The organism is Nonomuraea thailandensis, assembly GCF_024172165.1.
In the GTDB taxonomy this organism is placed as follows: Bacteria; Actinomycetota; Actinomycetes; order Streptosporangiales; family Streptosporangiaceae; genus Nonomuraea; species Nonomuraea thailandensis.
Map to the genome: position 1 here is coordinate 3,043,599 of NZ_JAMZEB010000002.1, position 16,433 is coordinate 3,060,031.

The following is a 16,433-nucleotide window of genomic DNA, read 5'->3' on the forward strand; positions in this document are numbered from 1 at the left end:
TGGTGCCAGGCTCCAGGTCCGCCGGGGCGGGTGCGGCGGCTCCGGCGGCTGCTGCCGGTTCGGCGGCCTCGGCGGCCTCGGCGGCCTCCGCGGCCTCCGCCGTCGAGGCCGCCGCCGCGGACGCCTACGTCCGCATCGTCGCCGCGCTGATCCGCGTCACGGGTGACTGGGCGCTGGCCGAGGACTGCGCGCAGGAGGCGTTGACGCTGGCCCTGCAGCGGTGGCCGGCCGACGGCGTACCGGCCAATCCCGGAGGCTGGCTCATGACGGTCGCCCGCAACCGGGCGATCGACACGCTGCGGCGAGCTTCGGTGGAACGCCGCAAGCTGGACGAGCTGGCGGTGCTCGCCCGCACCGCCACACATCCCGCCGGCCGGGCGCAGGCGGCGGGAGAGACAGCAGGGGAGGTGGAGGGCGAGGTGGAGGGCGAGGTGGAGGGCGAGGTGGAGGGCGAGGTGGCGTACGGGACAGTGGGTGAGGTCGTGGATGATCGCTTGCGGCTCGTCTTCACGTGCTGCCACCCCGCGCTGGCGATGGAGGCCCGCGTGGCGCTCACGCTGCGGACGATCTGCGCGGTGCCGACGGCCGGCATCGCCCGCGCCTTCCTGGTCAGCGAGTCCACCATGACCCGCCGCCTGACCCGGGCCAAGAAGAGGATCGCCGACGCCGGCATCCCGTACCGGGTGCCCACCGGCCCGGCCCTGGCCGAGCGGTTGCCCGGCGTGCTGGCGGTGCTCTATCTGCTGTTCACCCGCGGCTACACGGCCGGCGGCGAGCCGGCGTTCGCCACGGAGGCGATCCGCCTGGCCCGGCTGCTCAGGCAGCTCATGCCGGGCCGGTCGGAGGTGTCCGCGCTGCTCGCCCTCTTCCTGCTGCAGCACTCGCGCCACGACGCCCGCCGCGACCCCGACGGCGACCTGCTCCCGCTCGACCAGCAGGACCGGTCCCGCTGGGACCACGCCGCCATCGCCGAAGCGCTCGGCCTCCTGGCCACGACCAGCCAGGACGGCCCGTACGCGCTGCAGGCGCGCATCGCCGCCTGCCATGCCACGGCTCCGTCGGCGGCGGCCACGGACTGGCGGGCGATCGCGTCCTGCTACGACGAGCTCGCGCGGATGCAACCCACCCCGGTGGTGGAGCTGAACCGCGCGGTGGCCCACGGCCACGCGCACGGCCCGGCGGCCGGGCTCGCGCTGCTGGCCCGGGCGCGTGCGGGCGGCATGCTGGACGGCTATCCCCTCGCCGTCGCCGCCGAGGCGGACCTGACCGTTCGCCAGGGCGACCATGATCGTGCCGCCGTCCTGTTCCGGCAGGCCGCGGCCCTGGCCCGCAGTGAGCCGGAGCGCCGAGCCCTGCTCCGCCGCGCTGACGAGCTCTCCCGCCGGCGATGACCATGCCGCTGGACGCCCGCCGTTCGCGCCTGACGGCAGGTCCGGCCGGACGGGACCGCTCGCCGCCGTCGCACGCCTTGCGGCAGACGGCCCTCGGACCTCCGGTCGTCGGGACCTCCGGCCCTGTTCACGGGGTTCCCGGCTGAGGTCGGATGGTGTGGTGGTGGCCCCAGACCGGGCTGCCGCCCCACCGAAGGCGGCAAGGGCTGCAAGCCGCGCCCTGGGCACCGCCGTGACCACGCCGAGAAGGGAGCGTGCACGGCCGCCCGGACGCCGACCGGTTCCCGGTGCGCGGCTTCATCGAGGAGGGCACCACCACCACGCCCTTCGACATGACCGTGCGCAACCGCGCCTCCCGCCACCACCTGGTCATGGACGCCGTCAACAACGCCAGGCGGAGAGGGGCTGACCGGGACGCTGTCATGGGGAGGACCAAGGTCCTTCGGCCCAGGGCCGTACGGCACTGATCACCGGCCGCCGCAACCGGTGTGATGGAGGTGGGACAAGGACGCGCGACAGAACAGGAAAGGGAGGCTCGCCATGGCCACCACCGTCAACCGGCCTGTGACGCACACCAGCGTGGGCAAGGCGGAGCGCAAGAACCCCGTCGACCACGTCTGGGCCGCTGCCCGGATCGCGATCGGCTGGATCTTCCTCTGGGCCTTCCTGGACAAGACCTTCGGCCTCGGCTTCGCCACCCCGGCGGCCAAGGCCTGGACCAACGGCGGCAGCCCGACCACCGGCTTCCTCAAGGGCACCGGCGAGCACGCCCTCGGCGGCTTCTTCTCGGCCCTGGCCGGGCAGGCCTGGGTGGACTGGCTGTTCATGACCGGCCTGGCCGGCATCGGCCTGGCGCTCGTGCTCGGCATCGGCACCCGGATCGCCGCCGGCGCCGGCACCGCGATGCTGCTGATGATGTGGGCGGCCGAGCTGCCCCTCCAGACGAACCCGTTCATGGACGACCACATCATCTACGCGATCGTCCTCGTCGGCCTGGCCCTCGCCGGCGTCGGCAGGACCCTCGGGCTCGGCAACCTGCCCATCGTCCGCCGCACCCCGTGGCTCCAGTAGCCGCCCCGGCCACCCGCCCGCCCTGCCCCCAGGTCGGGCGGGTTTTCGGGCACCCGGACGCGAACGGCCGGGCGGCGCGGGAGGCGGCTCCGCGTGACGCGCCGCTGCCGGTGACGCACGCCATGCCGCGCCTGGGTGTCCAGGCAGTCCGGCGTCAGCGCCCGGTTCCTGCGCAAGAACTTCCGGCCGCCAGCGTCTCATCGGTGCGACCGCGGCCCGTCCCTCGACATCCAGGCGTGACCTGAGCCGGTGCCCTGCTGCGGGACGACGCGGACGTACACGTGGCGCTCGCCGCCCGCCCACGGCGTGACACCGGCGTCGGACACCTTGGCCACCTCGTCCTGCGGCACGTGGTGGGCGGCTCCCTAAGGATGAGCACGCTCCAGCCCGCCTGCTGAGCCTCGTCGATCCGGTCCACCTGGAAGGCGATCTTGATGTCCACCCCTTCCAGGCCGGTACGCAGGTCGGCCTCCATGGGACCGCCACGGGCGGTGCGGAAGACGACGGCGCCCTCGTACAGCCTGAAGTTGACCGGCAGCACCGTCGGCCCGTGCGAGCCGTTGAACGCCACCCGCCCGATGCCGCCCGGCGCGGCCAGCCGCAGGCACTCCTCGGCGTCCAGCACCTCCAGGACCGGCTCGTCCATCCCCGGCCCCTGGCCGGGAGGACGATCGCGGCCCCCCGAGCAGGTCCTCCACCGTGTTCTCCAGCGCTCCGGCCAGCCCGCTCACCGTGCCCCTGTCGGGGGTGCCCAGCCGGGTCTCCAGCCACTGGACGTATCCGGCCGACATGTCAGCGCGGCCGGCGACCTGCTCCAGCGAGAGGCCGAGCCGATCGCGGAGGTGGTGGATGCGACGTCCGAAGTCTCCGTAGCCGGTCATGTGCGTGTCCTCCATGAAGCTCGCAGGGCCGCCGCGGCGCATCGCGCACGTGAGCGACCCCTCGCGGTATGTGGCCGGCCTGCTCGCCGTCGGCTCGTACGGGCGCGGAGCCCTGGGAACGGCGCTGCTCGGCCCGGTCAGCCGGGGCGTGCTGCATCATGCCCGCTGCCCGGTCGCCGCGGTCCGCGCCTGACGACGCGGGACCTTCGTCATGGTCATCGGGGACGTTCGCCGCTGACCGCGCGAGCCGCCGTACGCGAGCCTGGAAAGCGAGAGAGAGGTGGACATCATGTCGATCGAAGTCAAGGACGTCATGGGACGCGTGGCCATCGCCGTGCTGGCGGACGCGTCGTTCGCCGACATCGTGGCCGCGATGAAGCGGTTCGCGGTCGGCGCGGTCACCGTCATCGACGCCGACCGCCGCCCGATAGGCGTGGTCTCCGAGGACGACCTGCTGCTCAAGGAGATCGACACGGTACGCCACAGCGTGTCGCTGTTCGAGTCCCGCAAGCGGCGGCGCGAGCACGAGAAGGCCGCCGCGGTCACGGCGTCCCAGCTGATGACCTCCCCGGCGATCACCGTCACCCCGGGCACCAGCGTGCGCGACGCGGCCCGGCTCATGCACGCCGAGCGTGTCAAGCAGCTGCCCGTGATCGACGTCGTCACCGGAAGAGTCATCGGCACCCTGCACCAGCGGGACGTGCTGCGCGTCTTCACCCGCCCCGCCGGCGAGCTGGAGGCCGACATCCGCGCCCTGCTGCCCCAGCCCGGCCCGTTCACGGTCGAGATCGACGCCGGCATGGTGAGGATCGGCGGGCAGGTGCGGTGGAGGTCGCAGGCCATCGCCCTCGTCGAAGCCGTCCGCAACGTCGAAGGCGTGGTGGACGTCGTGGGCGAGCTGACCGCCGAGGACGACGACCTCATCGTCGTCCCGCCGCTGATGTAGGGACGCGGAGGGCCGGGCCCATCGGCACGCGCGTGTTGATCTCAAGTGCCCTTCCCGACTGAGCTGTCACCCGCAGCGCGTGCCGGAACTCCTCTTCGAACGCCGAGGGATCGAACGGACCGGCCTTTCGTCCCGGCCAGTAACGGACCGGGTAGTCGATGTGCGCGAGCACGGAGAACACATCTGTGACGGCCGCCGCATGCCAATGAGGCTCTCCCACCTCGAGGCCACTCAGGATCCGCAGACTCGGGAACCGTTCGCGGCACCTCTCGATCGCCTCCAGATACCCGGGCGCGTCGAACGCCGGGGGGTCAACAGCCCGTCCGGCGTGCTCAGAGTCGCAAGATGGCCGTTGGGGGCGGGGGCATCGAGGGCGACCGTCCAGACGGTGTGGTCGACGTGCTCGGTGAAGGCGATCGCCGGTAACCCGAGGTCCACCGCCCGCGCGCAGGAGCGCTCCATCGAGCCCAGCAGCCGCCGCCCGGTGTGACCGTCCTCGCGCGGTCAGCCGGTCACCGGATCGGCCGGGCCGGGGTCATGCGCCGCCCCAGACGGGCAGGTCGGCGATGTCGTCGTGCTTCCAGGTGAGCTCGTCGTGCACGGCCACGACGCCGTCGATGTTCTCCGCCAGGCGGACGGCGGTGACGGCCTGGCTGTGCTCGGCGTACGTCCCGCTCAGCGTGACGACGGCGTCGGCCACGGCGACGTCGGCCCGGCCGTGCAGCGCTTCGCGCACCTCCTGCTCGATGTCCTCGTCGGGGCGGAGGAAGACCTTGATCAGGTCGCGGCGGCTGACGATGCCGGCCAGGCGGCCGTCGGCGTCGACCACGGGCAGGCGCTTGACGCCGTAACGGTCCATCAGCCGGGCGGCCGACACGACGGGGGCGTCGGGGGTGGTGACGTGGGCGGGGCTGGTCATCAGAGCACCGGCGGTCTCGCCGAGGGACTTGCGGTAGCCGCTGCCCTCGCTGCCGGTCGCGTGGCGGATGCGGGCGCGCAGCGGCGGCCGGTAGCCGTCGCCGTAGTAGCGCTCCTTGAACTCCTCCTTGGCCAGCAGGTCGGCCTCGGACACGACGCCCAGCACGCGGTTGTCGTCGTCCAGCACCGGAACGCCGCTGACGCCCCGGCTGATGAGCAGCTCGGCCACGGTGTGGAAGGAGGCGTTCTCGTTGACGGCGGCCACATCGGTGGTCATCACGTTCTCGACGACGGCACTCATGGTGATCTCCTGACGTGCTCGACCCGGACGATGCCGGGCACGGTACGGGCGGGCCCGCATCGCCATCAGATCACGGCGGCCGACCATGCCCGCGATCTGCTCGCCGTGCGGTACGGGCAAGCTTTTGATCCGCTTGCCCACCATGAGACCGACGGCGCTGATCCCGGTGACGGCCTGACGGCCGGCACTGCTCATGGCCTCGCGCGCGAGCAGGACCAGAACGCCTCCCACTTGGAGTCGTCCTGCTTCAAGGTCAGCTTGTCGACCACGCCCACCACGCCGTTGACCCGGCCGGACATGCGCACGGCGATGGCGGTCTCGGTGCGGCGCTCCATCCGGCCATCAGCGCGCCGCGTCGTCCTCTCCGTCCGGTGAGGCGGGCTCCGGGTGGTTCACCTGCTTGCCGGCGACGGTGCCAGGAGAGGTGTTGTGGTGGAACTCGACGTGGTCGCCGCCATAGGCGCGCCGCTGGTCGTCGCCCTCGAAGATGTGCTGGTCGCCGGCTGACTGGTACACCCGGCCCTGATCCGAGGCCTGCGCCCGCATCTGCACGTTGCGCGCGCCGTCACCGGTCGAGACGATGCCGGAGTTGCCGCCGCCGATGGCGACCGACCGATCGCCCTCGGCCCTCACCTGCGACGTCCTCTGCTCGGCGGCCGGTGGCGCCCCGGCGCCTGGAGCTCCGGCGGGAGCTCGGCCGGCGCTGTTGTGCCGCAGTTCGGTCAGATGGTTGTGGAGGGCGGCGCCGACCAGCCCGGCCAGTTCGTCGGCGGTGTGGAAGGTGCTGCACAGCAACGCCGTGGTCAGTTCCTCCCGCAGCGTCTCGATCCGGAGCAGGTCCTGATCCATCCGGGACCGTGGCCAGGGGGCGTCCTGGTCGAGCAGGAAGATCAGGGTGGGCTTGCCCGCCTCGACGGCCTGCCGGTACTCCAGCTCGGTGATCGAGGTGTTCTGCCCGGGCGGGATGTAGCCGTAGCGCCAGGCGAAGACGCCCACGTACACGTCGCAGTCGCGGACATCGCGCAGGCACCTGTCCAGCGGGCGCTCGGACTCGGCGACGTAGGCCTCCATGGCCACGCCGGGCAGCCGCATCCGCTCCACGGCCAGCCGCACCGCCGCCCGCTCGGCTTGCAGGTCCTTGAACGTGGAGGACACATACACCTTCACCATGCCGCGACCGCCCGCCCCTCCGATGACATGTCCCGTGCGCATCCCCGATACGGCCAGTATCGGCCTGGACCCGCGGTTCCGCGCGCCTACTCACGGAAATCCGTGCGCCGGCCGGGCGCGAGGCGGGGGAGTGCCCGGGAAGTCTCTCACGGAAGGTGGTCGCCGGCCGTGCGAGGGCCGGCCGGTCAGGCCGGCCCTCGCGGTGGTCAGCAGACCAGGCTCACCGTGACGGTCACCTGGTCCTGGCGGACGATGCCCGCGTTGTCCCTGGCCTGCAGGACCAGGGTGTGGTTGTACGGGCCGCAGCCGCCGCGGAGGCGGACCGTCGGCTGGAGGGTGTCGGCGATCTCGACGCCGTTGTCGAACCACTTCACCGTGACGGGCGCCCCCTCAGGGTCGGTGACCGTGCCGTTGAGGGTTATCTCGTGATACCAGCCGGTCGTGTCGTTGCCGTTGACCCACAACAGCGTCCCGTTCGCCGGGTTGGTCACCCGAGCGACCGGTGGCTTGTTCGAGCCGTCGGCCTGGATGACGATCGGGATGGTCTCCTGGCCGCACTGGCCGGCCGTGTCGCAGCCCTTGAGCGTCACCGTGTGGTTGCCGACGGCCGCGCCCGTGTTGATGGTCGGATTGTGGCCGGTAGCGAAGGGCGTGGTCGAATTGTCGAGGTACCACTTCATCGCGCTTTCCGGCAGCGGGCCCAGGTCGTCCTGGCTCGTCCCGTGGAACGGGATGAGCTCGGACTTGTCGAAGGTGGGTGTCGAGGTCGTCGATCTCGGGCCGCTCACCTTCACCACCGGGACGTGGTCCACGGAGGAGACCGTCACCACGTCCGCCGTGGAAGCTCCGTCGGCGAACACGGCGGTCGCCGTGATCGCATGGGTTCCGGCGGGAACGGCCGACTGGAACTGCAGGCCCGTGCCGATGACGGTGCCGTTGCGCCGCCAGGTGATGGTCGCGGGCAGCGGGTGACCGTCCGTCCACAGGCTCGCCCTGAACTGGGTCGGGCTGTGCGGCGACAGAACGCTCCCGTTCGTCGGGGCGTCGATCTTGATCGTCGCCGGCAACGCGTCCTGGACCGCGCTCAGAGCGGTGATGACCTTGTTCTTGATCTTGCTGTCAGGGCTCGGCCGCCTGTTCCGCATGAGCACGTCCTCGACCGTGTCCATGCTCTGGCCGGGGTTCGCCGCCCAGATCAGCGCGGCGACGCCGGCGGTGTACGGCGTCGCGTAGCTGGTGCCGTGCTTGGCCCGTGCCGTGCTCGTGCTGGGATTGTCCGGGTCCGGCCCGGCCAGGACCGTGTACGGCGCGAAGATGTCGACGTGTTCGTGCCCGTAGTTCGAGTCGGCATGGCGGTTGAGCGAATTCTTGGCGAGCCCGCCGACGCAGGTCACCCCCGAGTTCTCGCACGGGGTGTGCCAGGCCTTCTCCCACTTGACGATGAAACCGGTGGTCGCGTCGACGTCCTTTCCGTCGTTGCCCGCCGAGGAGAAGAGCAGCACGTCGTTCACCGCACGGACGAAGGCCGTGTAGCCGTCGAAGGGCAGCACGCTCCACGCCAGGTACCACGGCACCGCGGCGCTGAAGCTCATGTTGATGATCTTGTTGCCTCCGGCCAGCGCCTGGCTGATCGCGGCCATGGTGTAGAACATGTCTCCGGTCGTCCACACCCCGGTCGGACGGACGACGGTCGCGGCCGTGCCTGCCGTACCGATGAAATTGCCGGGAACGGCGGCCATCGAGTCGGTGACCGTGGTTCCGTGCCAGCGCGGCTCCCAGCTGAACTGGTAGCTCGGGCTCACGCCGGGCACCGAGCTGGTGACCGTGCTGGAGGCGGGGTGGTCGGCGGTGATGTCGAAGCCGCGATCGAGCACCGCTGCCTTGATCTTGTTGTCGAGCTTGCCGACGGAGTCGAGGACCGTCCAGGCCGAGGTCACGCCGATGTCCTGAGGGCCGCCCTCGTTGAGGTACTGCCAGGTGTAGGAGTTGCGGTCATAGCCGGACGCGCTGAATCCCGACGGGCCGCTGGACGCCTCCGGCGTGTTGCTGTTGGGGATGTCGTCCGAGGTGCCGACCCAGTTGACGCCGACCGTGGCCTTCTCGCTCGTGGCCGAGGCGGCCGCGGCGAGCAGTTCCAGCCCAGCGGTGCTGGACACCGCCACGGACTCGGCCTGGGTCTTGTCCGGGTCGATCGCCTTGAGATCGTCGCTCAACCTCTCGGGCTGGGCGAGCTTGGTCTCGATCCTGACCTGGTAGTGCATGGTGTCGCCCTGCTCCACCTTGTTCAGCACCTTGCCGTCGTAGCGGGCGACGATCGCGTCCAGGACCGATGGCTCCGAGGTGGAGACGACCAGCTCGTCGGCGACGAAGTCCGTTGACGTGCCGTCCGAGTCGGTCAGGCTGGCCAGCGGGCGGTCATCGGGCAGGCTGTCGCCCTTGGGCTGGGCCCGGACGGGATCGACGTAGACGTCGATCGGCCCCTCGCACGACTTGATCTCGGTGAAGATCCGGGCTCGAAGCGCTCCGGCCTGCCGTCCGAGCCTGTCCAGCCAGGTGCGGGTGCTGGTGAGCTGCGCGAGCTGATCGCTGTTCCAGCCGCCGCCGTCGATCGTGTCCCGCAGGACGCGTACCTGCTCACGGCCGGCCCTGGCGAAGGCCAGCAGTGAGTCCGCCGCCTGACACGGCTCGGAGGCGATCTGGGATTCCGCCTTCTCCGTATTCTCCTTCATGCCGGTCGCGACCTGGTCGTCCATGGGCGCAGGGCCCTGTCGCTGGGTCTCGATCAGTCGGCCGAGCTCGTTCTTGAGGGTGGTGATCTCGCCGGCGACGGGCGAGGGCGCAGCCTCCGCCGTGGCCGGGACGCTCAGTAACGCGGCGATCAGGGCCGCGACCACCAGTGATTTCGCATGTCTTCTCGGAAGTGATAATCGCACGCCCTCAAGGCGTGACATCCCGTTCCATCCGCATTCGGGCCGCCGCGTGATGCCAGGGCCGCCCTACGCCGGTCCGCTCGGCGCGGCGGGCCCGGCGTCCCCCCTCGCCAGGAACGCCGTCAGCGCCCCGAGCGTCGGATGCTCGACCAGCGTGTCGATCTCCATGTCCAGGCGCAGCTCGCGGCGCACCCGGCCGGCCAGCCGGACCGCCAGCAGCGACGTCCCGCCCGCGGCGAAGAAATCGCCGTCGGGATCGGCGGCGTCCAGGCCCAGCTCCTCCACCCAGATCCGCGAAAGCGAGCGTTCCAGCTCAGATCCCATGATGTCTCCCTTGTTCGAGCAGGTGCGTTCTGAGGGCGGCCAGCTCATCGGCGCCCAGCCCGGCGCCGATCAGGTACGCCTCGACCGTGCCGTGAACGGCGCGCAGCCCGGCCAGGAACAGCCTGACGGAGCCGGGCGGCGAGGCGAATCCCGGCAGGACGGCCTGCCGGTTCCTGCGGGCCCAGGCCGCGTACCTGACGTTGGCCCGCGCGCTCAGGGCGTAGTCGGCGTCGATGTCGTCATCGGGCACGCCGAGCAGGGCGAGCACGAGCGCGCACACCACTCCGGTACGGTCCTTGCCCGTCACGCAGTGCACGAGGACGGGCCCGGACTCCTCGGCGGCGATCACCCTGATCGTCTCGGCCAGGCCATGAGCCCCCTCCTCCGCCAGGTCGAGATAACGATCGGCGAAATAGCGGGCCGGGTCGGCGCCGGGACGGTACGAAGCGTGCCACTCCCGATGACCGGGATCGATGTGCCGGTAGGCTACGCCGTCGAGGTCCGGCATCCGGCCCTGCCGCTCGACCTCGTACGTCCGGCGCAGGTCCACCACGGTGCGAATGCCCAGCGAGGCGAACCGCGTCCGATCGTCGCCACTCAGACCGGACGGTGCGTCGGAACGGAACAGCCTGCGCCATCGCACCGACCGGCCGCCCAGGGCCGGGTAGCCCCCCACGTCGCGGAAGTTGAACACCCCGGTGAAGCCGATCTCCCGCCGCATCCGCGCGCCTTCCGCGGTCACCGGTAGCCCCTGGCCTGGGTGAGGTAGAGCGTGGCGTACTCCCCGCCACCGGCCAGCAGCTCGGCATGGCTGCCCTGCTCGGCGACCCGGCCGCCGGAGAGCACCACGATGTGGTCGGCCAGGTGCAGCGTCGAGAAACGGTGCGAGACGAGAAGGACGATGCCGCCGTTGGCGGAAACCTGTGCGGACTGTTCGGCGAACCGTTCGAACACGGCGTGCTCGGCCTGGGGATCGAGCGCGGCGGTGGGTTCGTCCAGGACGAGCACCAGCGGCGATGGGCGCATCAGCGCGCGGGCGAGCGCGAGTTTCTGCCATTGGCCGTGCGACAGCTCCTCTCCGTCGAACGCCCGGCCGAGCTGGGTGTCGAGTCCTCGCGGGAGCCCGGCGATCAGCTCGGCCGCGCCGCCCTTCTCAGCCGCCGCCAGCACCGCGGGCCGGTCTTCCAACCGCGACAGGTCGCCGATGCCGATCGCCTCGCTCACCGGCAGGTGTGGTGTGACGAAGTCCTGGAAGGCCCCGCTGAGCCGCGCCCGCCAGGAGGCGGGGTCGATGCCGGCGAGCTCGGCGCCGTCGACGAAGATCGATCCGGTGGCCGGCCGGTACATCCCGGTGAGGAGCTTGACCAGTGTGCTCTTGCCCGCGCCGTTGACGCCGACCAGGCCGACCACCGACCCGGCCGGCAGGTGCAGGCTGACCTCGCGCAGCGCCGGCGTCCGCGCCCCGGCGTAGGTGAAGGTGACGTCGTCGAAGGTGATGCCGTCCCGGAGCCGGTACGGCGCCGGGCCCCCGCCGCGCGTCCGCGCCGCCGCGTAGTCCTGGAGCCACAGGTAGTGCCGCCCCACTCGGCCTGCCTCGGAGAGCCGGCTCACGCCGTCGAGCGTCGCGTCGATCTGCTCCCCGAGCCGGCCGGCCAGGACGATGATCAGGACGATGTCGCCCGCGGTGGCCTGACCGGTGCGGACCATCGTCACTGAGATCCCGATCGCCGTGACCAGACCGGCGATGAAGCAGATCCATCCGGCCCACCGCCACGCCGCTCCGCGCACCTGGGCGGCGACCTCCCTCCGTAGCGCCGACGCCCAGAGGTCCCGGGCGCGCCGGCTCAGCTTCCAGCCGTTCCCGGCGATCCGCACCTCCTTGCCGGGGCCGGGCAGCGTGCACAGGTCGTGCAGCGCCTGCTCCTGCCGCGCCGGCTCCGCGATGCCGTCCAGGGCTCGCTGGACCAGCCGGTCGCCCCGGTTGCCCAGCACGAGAGGCGCACCTCCCAGCAGGGTCAGCAGTGACAACGCGGGATGCACGCCGGCCAGGAGGAACACCGTGAGCCCGAGGCCGAGCAGGGTCGCCGCCGTCTCGACGGCGACCCAGCAGGAGACCGCCAGCGCCCGGGTGCCGCTGGCCCCGCCGGCTCGCAACATCGCCAGCCGATCGAGATACTCGGGCCGCTCCAGGTGCTCGACGGTGGGAATCCCCGACGCGCTGGTCAAGATCTCCTGGTTGAGCAGGACCTCGACCCGGTCGCTCAGATCGTTGCGCAGGTTGTTCTGGATGTGGGTCGAGATGGTGATCGCGGCGAAGCCCGCGGCGCCCAGGGCCGCGGCGAGCAGCACCCCGCCGGCGAGCCGGCCCCCGCTCGCGGCCGAGTCGACCACCCAGCGCTGCGCCAGCGCCGTCAGCGCCAGCGCCCCGGCGCCGAAGACCACCAGGACGCCGGCCAGCGCCGCCACCTTGGGGTCCGCGCGGACCGACAGGGCGAGCATCCTCGCCAGGACCCTGGCTCTCGCCTTCACGTGTTGCCGCCCTGAACAGCCTGGAAGCGGTCGGCCTGCAGGCGGAAGAGCCTGGCGTAGTCGCCGTTCCGGTCGAGCAGCTCCTCGTGGGTGCCGGTCTCGGTGATCCTTCCCGACCGCAGCAGCGCGATGCGGTCGGCGTGGCGGACCGTGGAGAGGCGATGGGAGATCAGCACGACCGACGTGTCACGCACCTCGCGGACGACCTGGTCGAAGAACGCCTCCTCGGCTCGCACGTCCAGATGCGCGGTCGGCTCGTCCAGCACCAGCAACCGCCGTCCGTGCCGCACGGCGAACAGCGCCCTGGCGGTCGCGAGCCTCTGCCACTGCCCGCCGGACAGCCCGAGCGCGCCTGCCTCCCCGTCCCGTAACGGAGTGTCCAGCCCGTCCGTGGCCGGGGCCGGCAGGTCGCCCATCCCGGCCCTGACGGCGGCGTCCGTGACCGCCCGCCAGGTGGTCTCCCGCTCGCCGCCGAGCGTCTCGGGCGCGGACAGCGCGATGTTGTCGGCGATGCTGCCGGGGTAGTGGACGAAGTCCTGGAACAGCACGGTCATGCGGCCTCGCCAGGCTGACAGCTCGCGCGCGTCGAAGCCGGCGAGGCTCTTCCCGTCCACGACGATCCGGCCGCCGGACGGGCGGTACAGGCCGCTGAGCAGTTTGATGAGGGTGGTCTTGCCGGCGCCGTTGTACCCGACGATCGCCAGGACCTCGCCCGGTTCGATGGTCAGGTCCACGCCGTCCAGCACCGGCCGGCGGCTCCCCGGGTAGCTGAAGCGGACGTCGTCGAAGCGGATGCGCGGAGCCGGCGGCGGGCTCGCGGCGCCGTCCGCCAGTGCCGTGGCACCCGTGGGCGGCGGCTGGGCGCCCCAGGCGGCCCCGAGGCGCGCGTACCGTTCGATCAGGCGGTCGAGGGCACGGATCGCGCCCAGCCCGTACTCGATGTCGAACCCGTCCGGCCCCACGTCGCGGGCGGCGAAGATGCCCCACGCCGCCACCAGGTAGACGACCAGGTCCTCGATGCCGATCAGGCCCGCTGCGGCCGCCAGGCCGGGTACGGCCAGCGCGGCGAAACCCGCGCCGACGGCCAGGACCATCGTCGTCCCCTGCTTGCGCAGGATGTCGCGCCGCACCGCCCAGATCGGCCCGGCCCACGCCAGCGCCGACCGCCGGCGCCGTTCGGTCGCCCACGCGCCCAGCCCGAACAGCCGGACCTCCTTCGCCGCGGCCGGCCCGGCGGCGAGCTCCGACCACTCGTGCACCCGTCGGCGGTGTCGCGCCCGGTCGTCGGCGACCTCGGTGAGGTAGAGCCACTGGCGGCGGTTGATCGCGCGGATGAGCAGGGTCGCCGTCAGCAGGCCGATCGCCAGCAGGGGAGAGAAGGCGAAGACCACGGCCGTGGCCACCAGCGCTCCGAGCACCCGGAACACGGCCGCGACGACTCCCGCGGTGGCGGTGCCCGGGCTCCTGGTGCGGTTGATCATCCCCCCGGTGTCCCACAGCCGGTTCAGGTCGTCCTGCAGGTCCGGCTGTTCGAGATGGGACAGCCCGCCCGGCTGCAGGGTCAGCTCGCGCACGCGTGCCCGTACGCTGCCGTCGATGCGCCGGGCGAGCGCGACCCGGAAGATCTGCTGCCCGGCCTCGGCGCCCTGCTGCACGACATGGACGACGGCGATCGCCACCAGCAGCGACAGCGTGGCCGGTCCCCATCCGTCCGGCGAGCCCGGGGCGGCGGCCGTCGCCGTGACGAGCTGCCCGGTCAGCAGGGCCGTGGCCGACGGGGCCGCGGCTGCGAGCAGCAGGAGGGCGCAGTAGGCGAGGACGTTCCCCATCCCGCCGCTGGGCAGCAGCCGCGCCAGCCGCCGCCGCTCGGCGAGCAACCGGCGCAGGCCCTGCCAGTTCGAGACACCGACGGCCAGGCGCGGGTCCAGCCCCGGTGACGGCGGTCTCTCAAACGGGTTGCGCAACGATCCTCCTCAGCTTCTCGCGGGGCAGCTTTCCGCTGGGCAGGCGGCCGAGATCCTCGACCATCCGCACCTCCGCCGGTAGCTGGTGGCCGGCGAGCCGGTCGCGGCAGTGGCGGAGGACGGCGCTCGCGCCCGGCGGCTCCTGGCCGCCGGGCACGACGAGGGCGATCAGTCTCGCGCCGAGAACGTCGTCGGGCGCGGCCACCACGGCGGCGTCGGCGACCCCCGGATGTGACATGATCACCGCGGCGACGTGTTCGGTGTAGACGTTCTCGCCACCGACGATGGCCAGGTCGTCGGCGCGGCCGGACAGGTAGAGGTAGCCGTCCTCGTCGAGGTGGCCGTGGTCGCCCACGGTGGCGAACCCGCCGCGGCCGGGCCGGCCCGGCCGGATGGTGCCGCGGCCGGACCGGCTTCCCGGCAGGCCGCGCATGTGAACGGTTCCGACCTCGCCGGGCGGAAGGAGCCGCCCGTCGTCGTCGTGAATTCTGATCCGGGTCAGGAAACCGCGCCCGACGGTCCCGGGGTGCGCCAGCCATTCGTCACCCCGGCAGAGCGTCTGCCCGATGTCCTCGGTGGCGGCGTACATCTCGAACAGCCGTTGCGGGCCCACCGCCTCGATCCAGGCCCGCTTGGTGCCGGGAGGGCACGGCGCCGCCGTGTGCAGGACGCCGCTCACCCGCCGCAGGGCGTCCGGCCGTCCGGCGAGAGCCGGTTCCAGCATCCGCATGTGCGTGGGGGTGAGCTGGATCCAGTCGACGCGGTGCCGTTCGACGAGGTCCAGGATGACGCCCGGCAGGAAGAGCTCGGGAAGCACCAGGGTGTTGCCGCTGAGGACGCCTTCGAGGAGATGGTTGAACGGGGCCGCGTGGGCGAGCGAGCCCACGACGAGCTGGGTCTGCCCGGGTCGCCATCCGGCCGTCTGCAGCAGCAGCGACGGCCCCTTGTCCGGGTGGAAGAACGGCAGGCCGGGCCTGAGCACCGGCTTCGGGAGCCCGGTCGAGCCTCCGGTCAGCAGCACGTACCCGCCCTCCGCCGCGGCGGGCGGCCGGTCGGCGGCAGGTCCCGACGCCCGGCCCAGCAGGTCGGGTGCGGGCGTCGGCGTGGCCAGGCGGTCGCCGACCGCTGAGAACTGCCGTTCCAGCTCCGCAGGCGGGACCGATGGCTCGTAGGGAAGGGCGATGAGCCCGGCGCACAACACGGCCAGCACCTGGCTGACGCCGTCGAGGCTGCGGTGCGCCGGGATCGCGACGACGGTGTCAGGACCGGCCGCCGCGCGCATGCGCCCGGCGAGGGCGAGGACACGGTCGGACAGGCCGGCCCAGCTCAGCTCCTCGCAAGCGCCGTCCGGCGCGGCCGTGATGATCGCCGGTCGCTCGCCGTGCGTCCGGCCGAGCTGCCTCAGCCGCCGGTCAATGGTGATCATCCGCGCTCCGCCCCGGCTTCCCGTTCGAGCAGGAGGTGCGCGAGCCCGCGTACGGTGGAGGCCTCCAGCAGCTCGAAGACGTCGATCGTGGCGGCCCACCGCTCCTGCAGAGCGCCCAGCAGCCTGGCGGCGCTCAGCGAGTCGCCTCCGAGGTCCATGAAGTCGTCGGTGGCGCCGACGCGTGACAGCGTCAGGATCTCTGCCCAGAGCGCGGCGAGCTGTTCCTCCAGATCGCCCCGGGGCGCGACGAAGATCACCTCTTCGGCGTGCTCGCGGAGCGTCTCCCGGATCGCCGCCAGGTCGAGCGCGCCGCCGCCGGGCGCCGGATGGTCGGGCACGTCCGCCACCCATACGCCGTCGACCGCCTTGCCCGTCCCGCCGAGCAGGTCGTGGACGTGCTCGCGCAGGAGTTGCGGGCTGCAGTAGTCGATGACGTGGACGGCGGCGATCGAGGCGGTTCTGCCGTGGATCTCCACGTCCACCAGGACCGCGTCGACGACGTCCGGATGTTGCCTGAGCACTTCGATGGCGTCCACGGCGCCGGAGATGGACATTCGTTAACCTCACCCGTGTTGGCTGACA

The 16,433-nt window shown here is 72.1% G+C and carries 16 protein-coding genes and 1 pseudogene; 5 read left to right on the plus strand and 12 right to left on the minus strand.

The features are described from left to right. Window positions 1-2: 2 nt before the first annotated feature. From HD597_RS17615 to HD597_RS17625, 3 genes are all read left to right on the plus strand, one after another. A complete protein-coding gene (locus tag HD597_RS17615) occupies window positions 3-1,391 on the plus strand; it encodes an RNA polymerase sigma factor (RefSeq protein ID WP_253743503.1) in 1,389 nt (462 codons plus the stop codon). Window positions 1,392-1,645: 254 nt separating this feature from the next. Continuing rightward, complete coding sequence (locus tag HD597_RS17620; RefSeq protein WP_253743504.1) at window positions 1,646-1,858, plus strand: phosphoketolase family protein; 213 nt, start codon at window positions 1,646-1,648, stop codon at window positions 1,856-1,858. Between the two features lie 73 nt (window positions 1,859-1,931). After that, window positions 1,932-2,462, plus strand: a complete 531-nt coding sequence (locus HD597_RS17625) for a DoxX family protein (RefSeq protein ID WP_253743506.1) — start codon at window positions 1,932-1,934, stop codon at window positions 2,460-2,462. Between the two features lie 154 nt (window positions 2,463-2,616). Here HD597_RS17625 and HD597_RS17630 read toward each other — a convergent pair whose 3' ends face one another. Both HD597_RS17630 and HD597_RS17635 read right to left on the minus strand, forming a co-directional pair. Beyond that, entirely contained in the window at window positions 2,617-3,108 is a 492-nt protein-coding gene (locus tag HD597_RS17630; protein ID WP_253743508.1) for a pyridoxamine 5'-phosphate oxidase family protein, read from the minus strand. Window positions 3,109-3,178: 70 nt separating this feature from the next. Further along, window positions 3,179-3,385: pseudogene (locus HD597_RS17635) on the minus strand (helix-turn-helix domain-containing protein); the annotation flags it as partial. On the opposite strand from HD597_RS17635, the gene HD597_RS17640 reads away from it, so the two are divergent. Both HD597_RS17640 and HD597_RS17645 read left to right on the plus strand, forming a co-directional pair. Beyond that, window positions 3,357-3,536 carry a universal stress protein gene (locus HD597_RS17640; protein WP_372513374.1) on the plus strand — a complete coding sequence of 60 codons (180 nt, stop codon included), beginning with the start codon at window positions 3,357-3,359 and terminating at the stop codon, window positions 3,534-3,536. The pseudogene HD597_RS17635 and the gene HD597_RS17640 sit on opposite strands and share 29 nt — an antisense overlap. A gap of 96 nt (window positions 3,537-3,632) precedes the next feature. Continuing rightward, entirely contained in the window at window positions 3,633-4,289 is a 657-nt protein-coding gene (locus HD597_RS17645) for a CBS domain-containing protein (protein WP_253743510.1), read from the plus strand. A gap of 535 nt (window positions 4,290-4,824) precedes the next feature. On the opposite strand, the gene HD597_RS17650 is transcribed toward HD597_RS17645, so the two are convergent. From HD597_RS17650 to HD597_RS17695, 10 genes are all read right to left on the minus strand, one after another. After that, entirely contained in the window at window positions 4,825-5,508 is a 684-nt protein-coding gene (locus HD597_RS17650; RefSeq protein ID WP_253743512.1) for a CBS domain-containing protein, read from the minus strand. Window positions 5,509-5,699: 191 nt separating this feature from the next. Beyond that, window positions 5,700-5,843, minus strand: coding sequence for a hypothetical protein (locus HD597_RS17655; protein WP_253743514.1), 144 nt, complete (start codon window positions 5,841-5,843; stop codon window positions 5,700-5,702). Between the two features lie 7 nt (window positions 5,844-5,850). Further along, window positions 5,851-6,678, minus strand: coding sequence for a DUF4062 domain-containing protein (locus HD597_RS17660; protein WP_253743515.1), 828 nt, complete (start codon window positions 6,676-6,678; stop codon window positions 5,851-5,853). 206 nt (window positions 6,679-6,884) lie between these two features. After that, on the minus strand, window positions 6,885-9,572 hold the full coding sequence (locus HD597_RS17665) for a S8 family serine peptidase (RefSeq protein WP_253743517.1): 2,688 nt from the start codon (window positions 9,570-9,572) through the stop codon (window positions 6,885-6,887). A gap of 102 nt (window positions 9,573-9,674) precedes the next feature. Next, entirely contained in the window at window positions 9,675-9,932 is a 258-nt protein-coding gene (locus HD597_RS17670) for a phosphopantetheine-binding protein (RefSeq protein WP_253743519.1), read from the minus strand. Beyond that, entirely contained in the window at window positions 9,922-10,674 is a 753-nt protein-coding gene (locus HD597_RS17675) for a tyrosine-protein phosphatase (protein ID WP_253743521.1), read from the minus strand. Before HD597_RS17675 ends, HD597_RS17670 begins: the two co-directional genes overlap by 11 nt. Then, window positions 10,671-12,461 (minus strand): ATP-binding cassette domain-containing protein, encoded by a 1,791-nt coding sequence (locus tag HD597_RS65835; RefSeq protein WP_253743523.1) that lies wholly within the window; start codon window positions 12,459-12,461, stop codon window positions 10,671-10,673. Before HD597_RS65835 ends, HD597_RS17675 begins: the two co-directional genes overlap by 4 nt. Then, a complete protein-coding gene (locus HD597_RS17685) occupies window positions 12,458-14,425 on the minus strand; it encodes an ABC transporter ATP-binding protein (RefSeq protein WP_253743525.1) in 1,968 nt (655 codons plus the stop codon). The genes HD597_RS65835 and HD597_RS17685 overlap by 4 nt, the downstream gene beginning before the upstream one ends. After that, on the minus strand, window positions 14,409-15,851 hold the full coding sequence (locus HD597_RS17690) for a class I adenylate-forming enzyme family protein (RefSeq protein WP_253743527.1): 1,443 nt from the start codon (window positions 15,849-15,851) through the stop codon (window positions 14,409-14,411). Before HD597_RS17690 ends, HD597_RS17685 begins: the two co-directional genes overlap by 17 nt. Beyond that, entirely contained in the window at window positions 15,848-16,405 is a 558-nt protein-coding gene (locus tag HD597_RS17695; RefSeq protein WP_253743529.1) for a phosphopantetheine-binding protein, read from the minus strand. The genes HD597_RS17690 and HD597_RS17695 overlap by 4 nt, the downstream gene beginning before the upstream one ends. Between the last annotated feature and the right edge of the window lie 28 nt (window positions 16,406-16,433).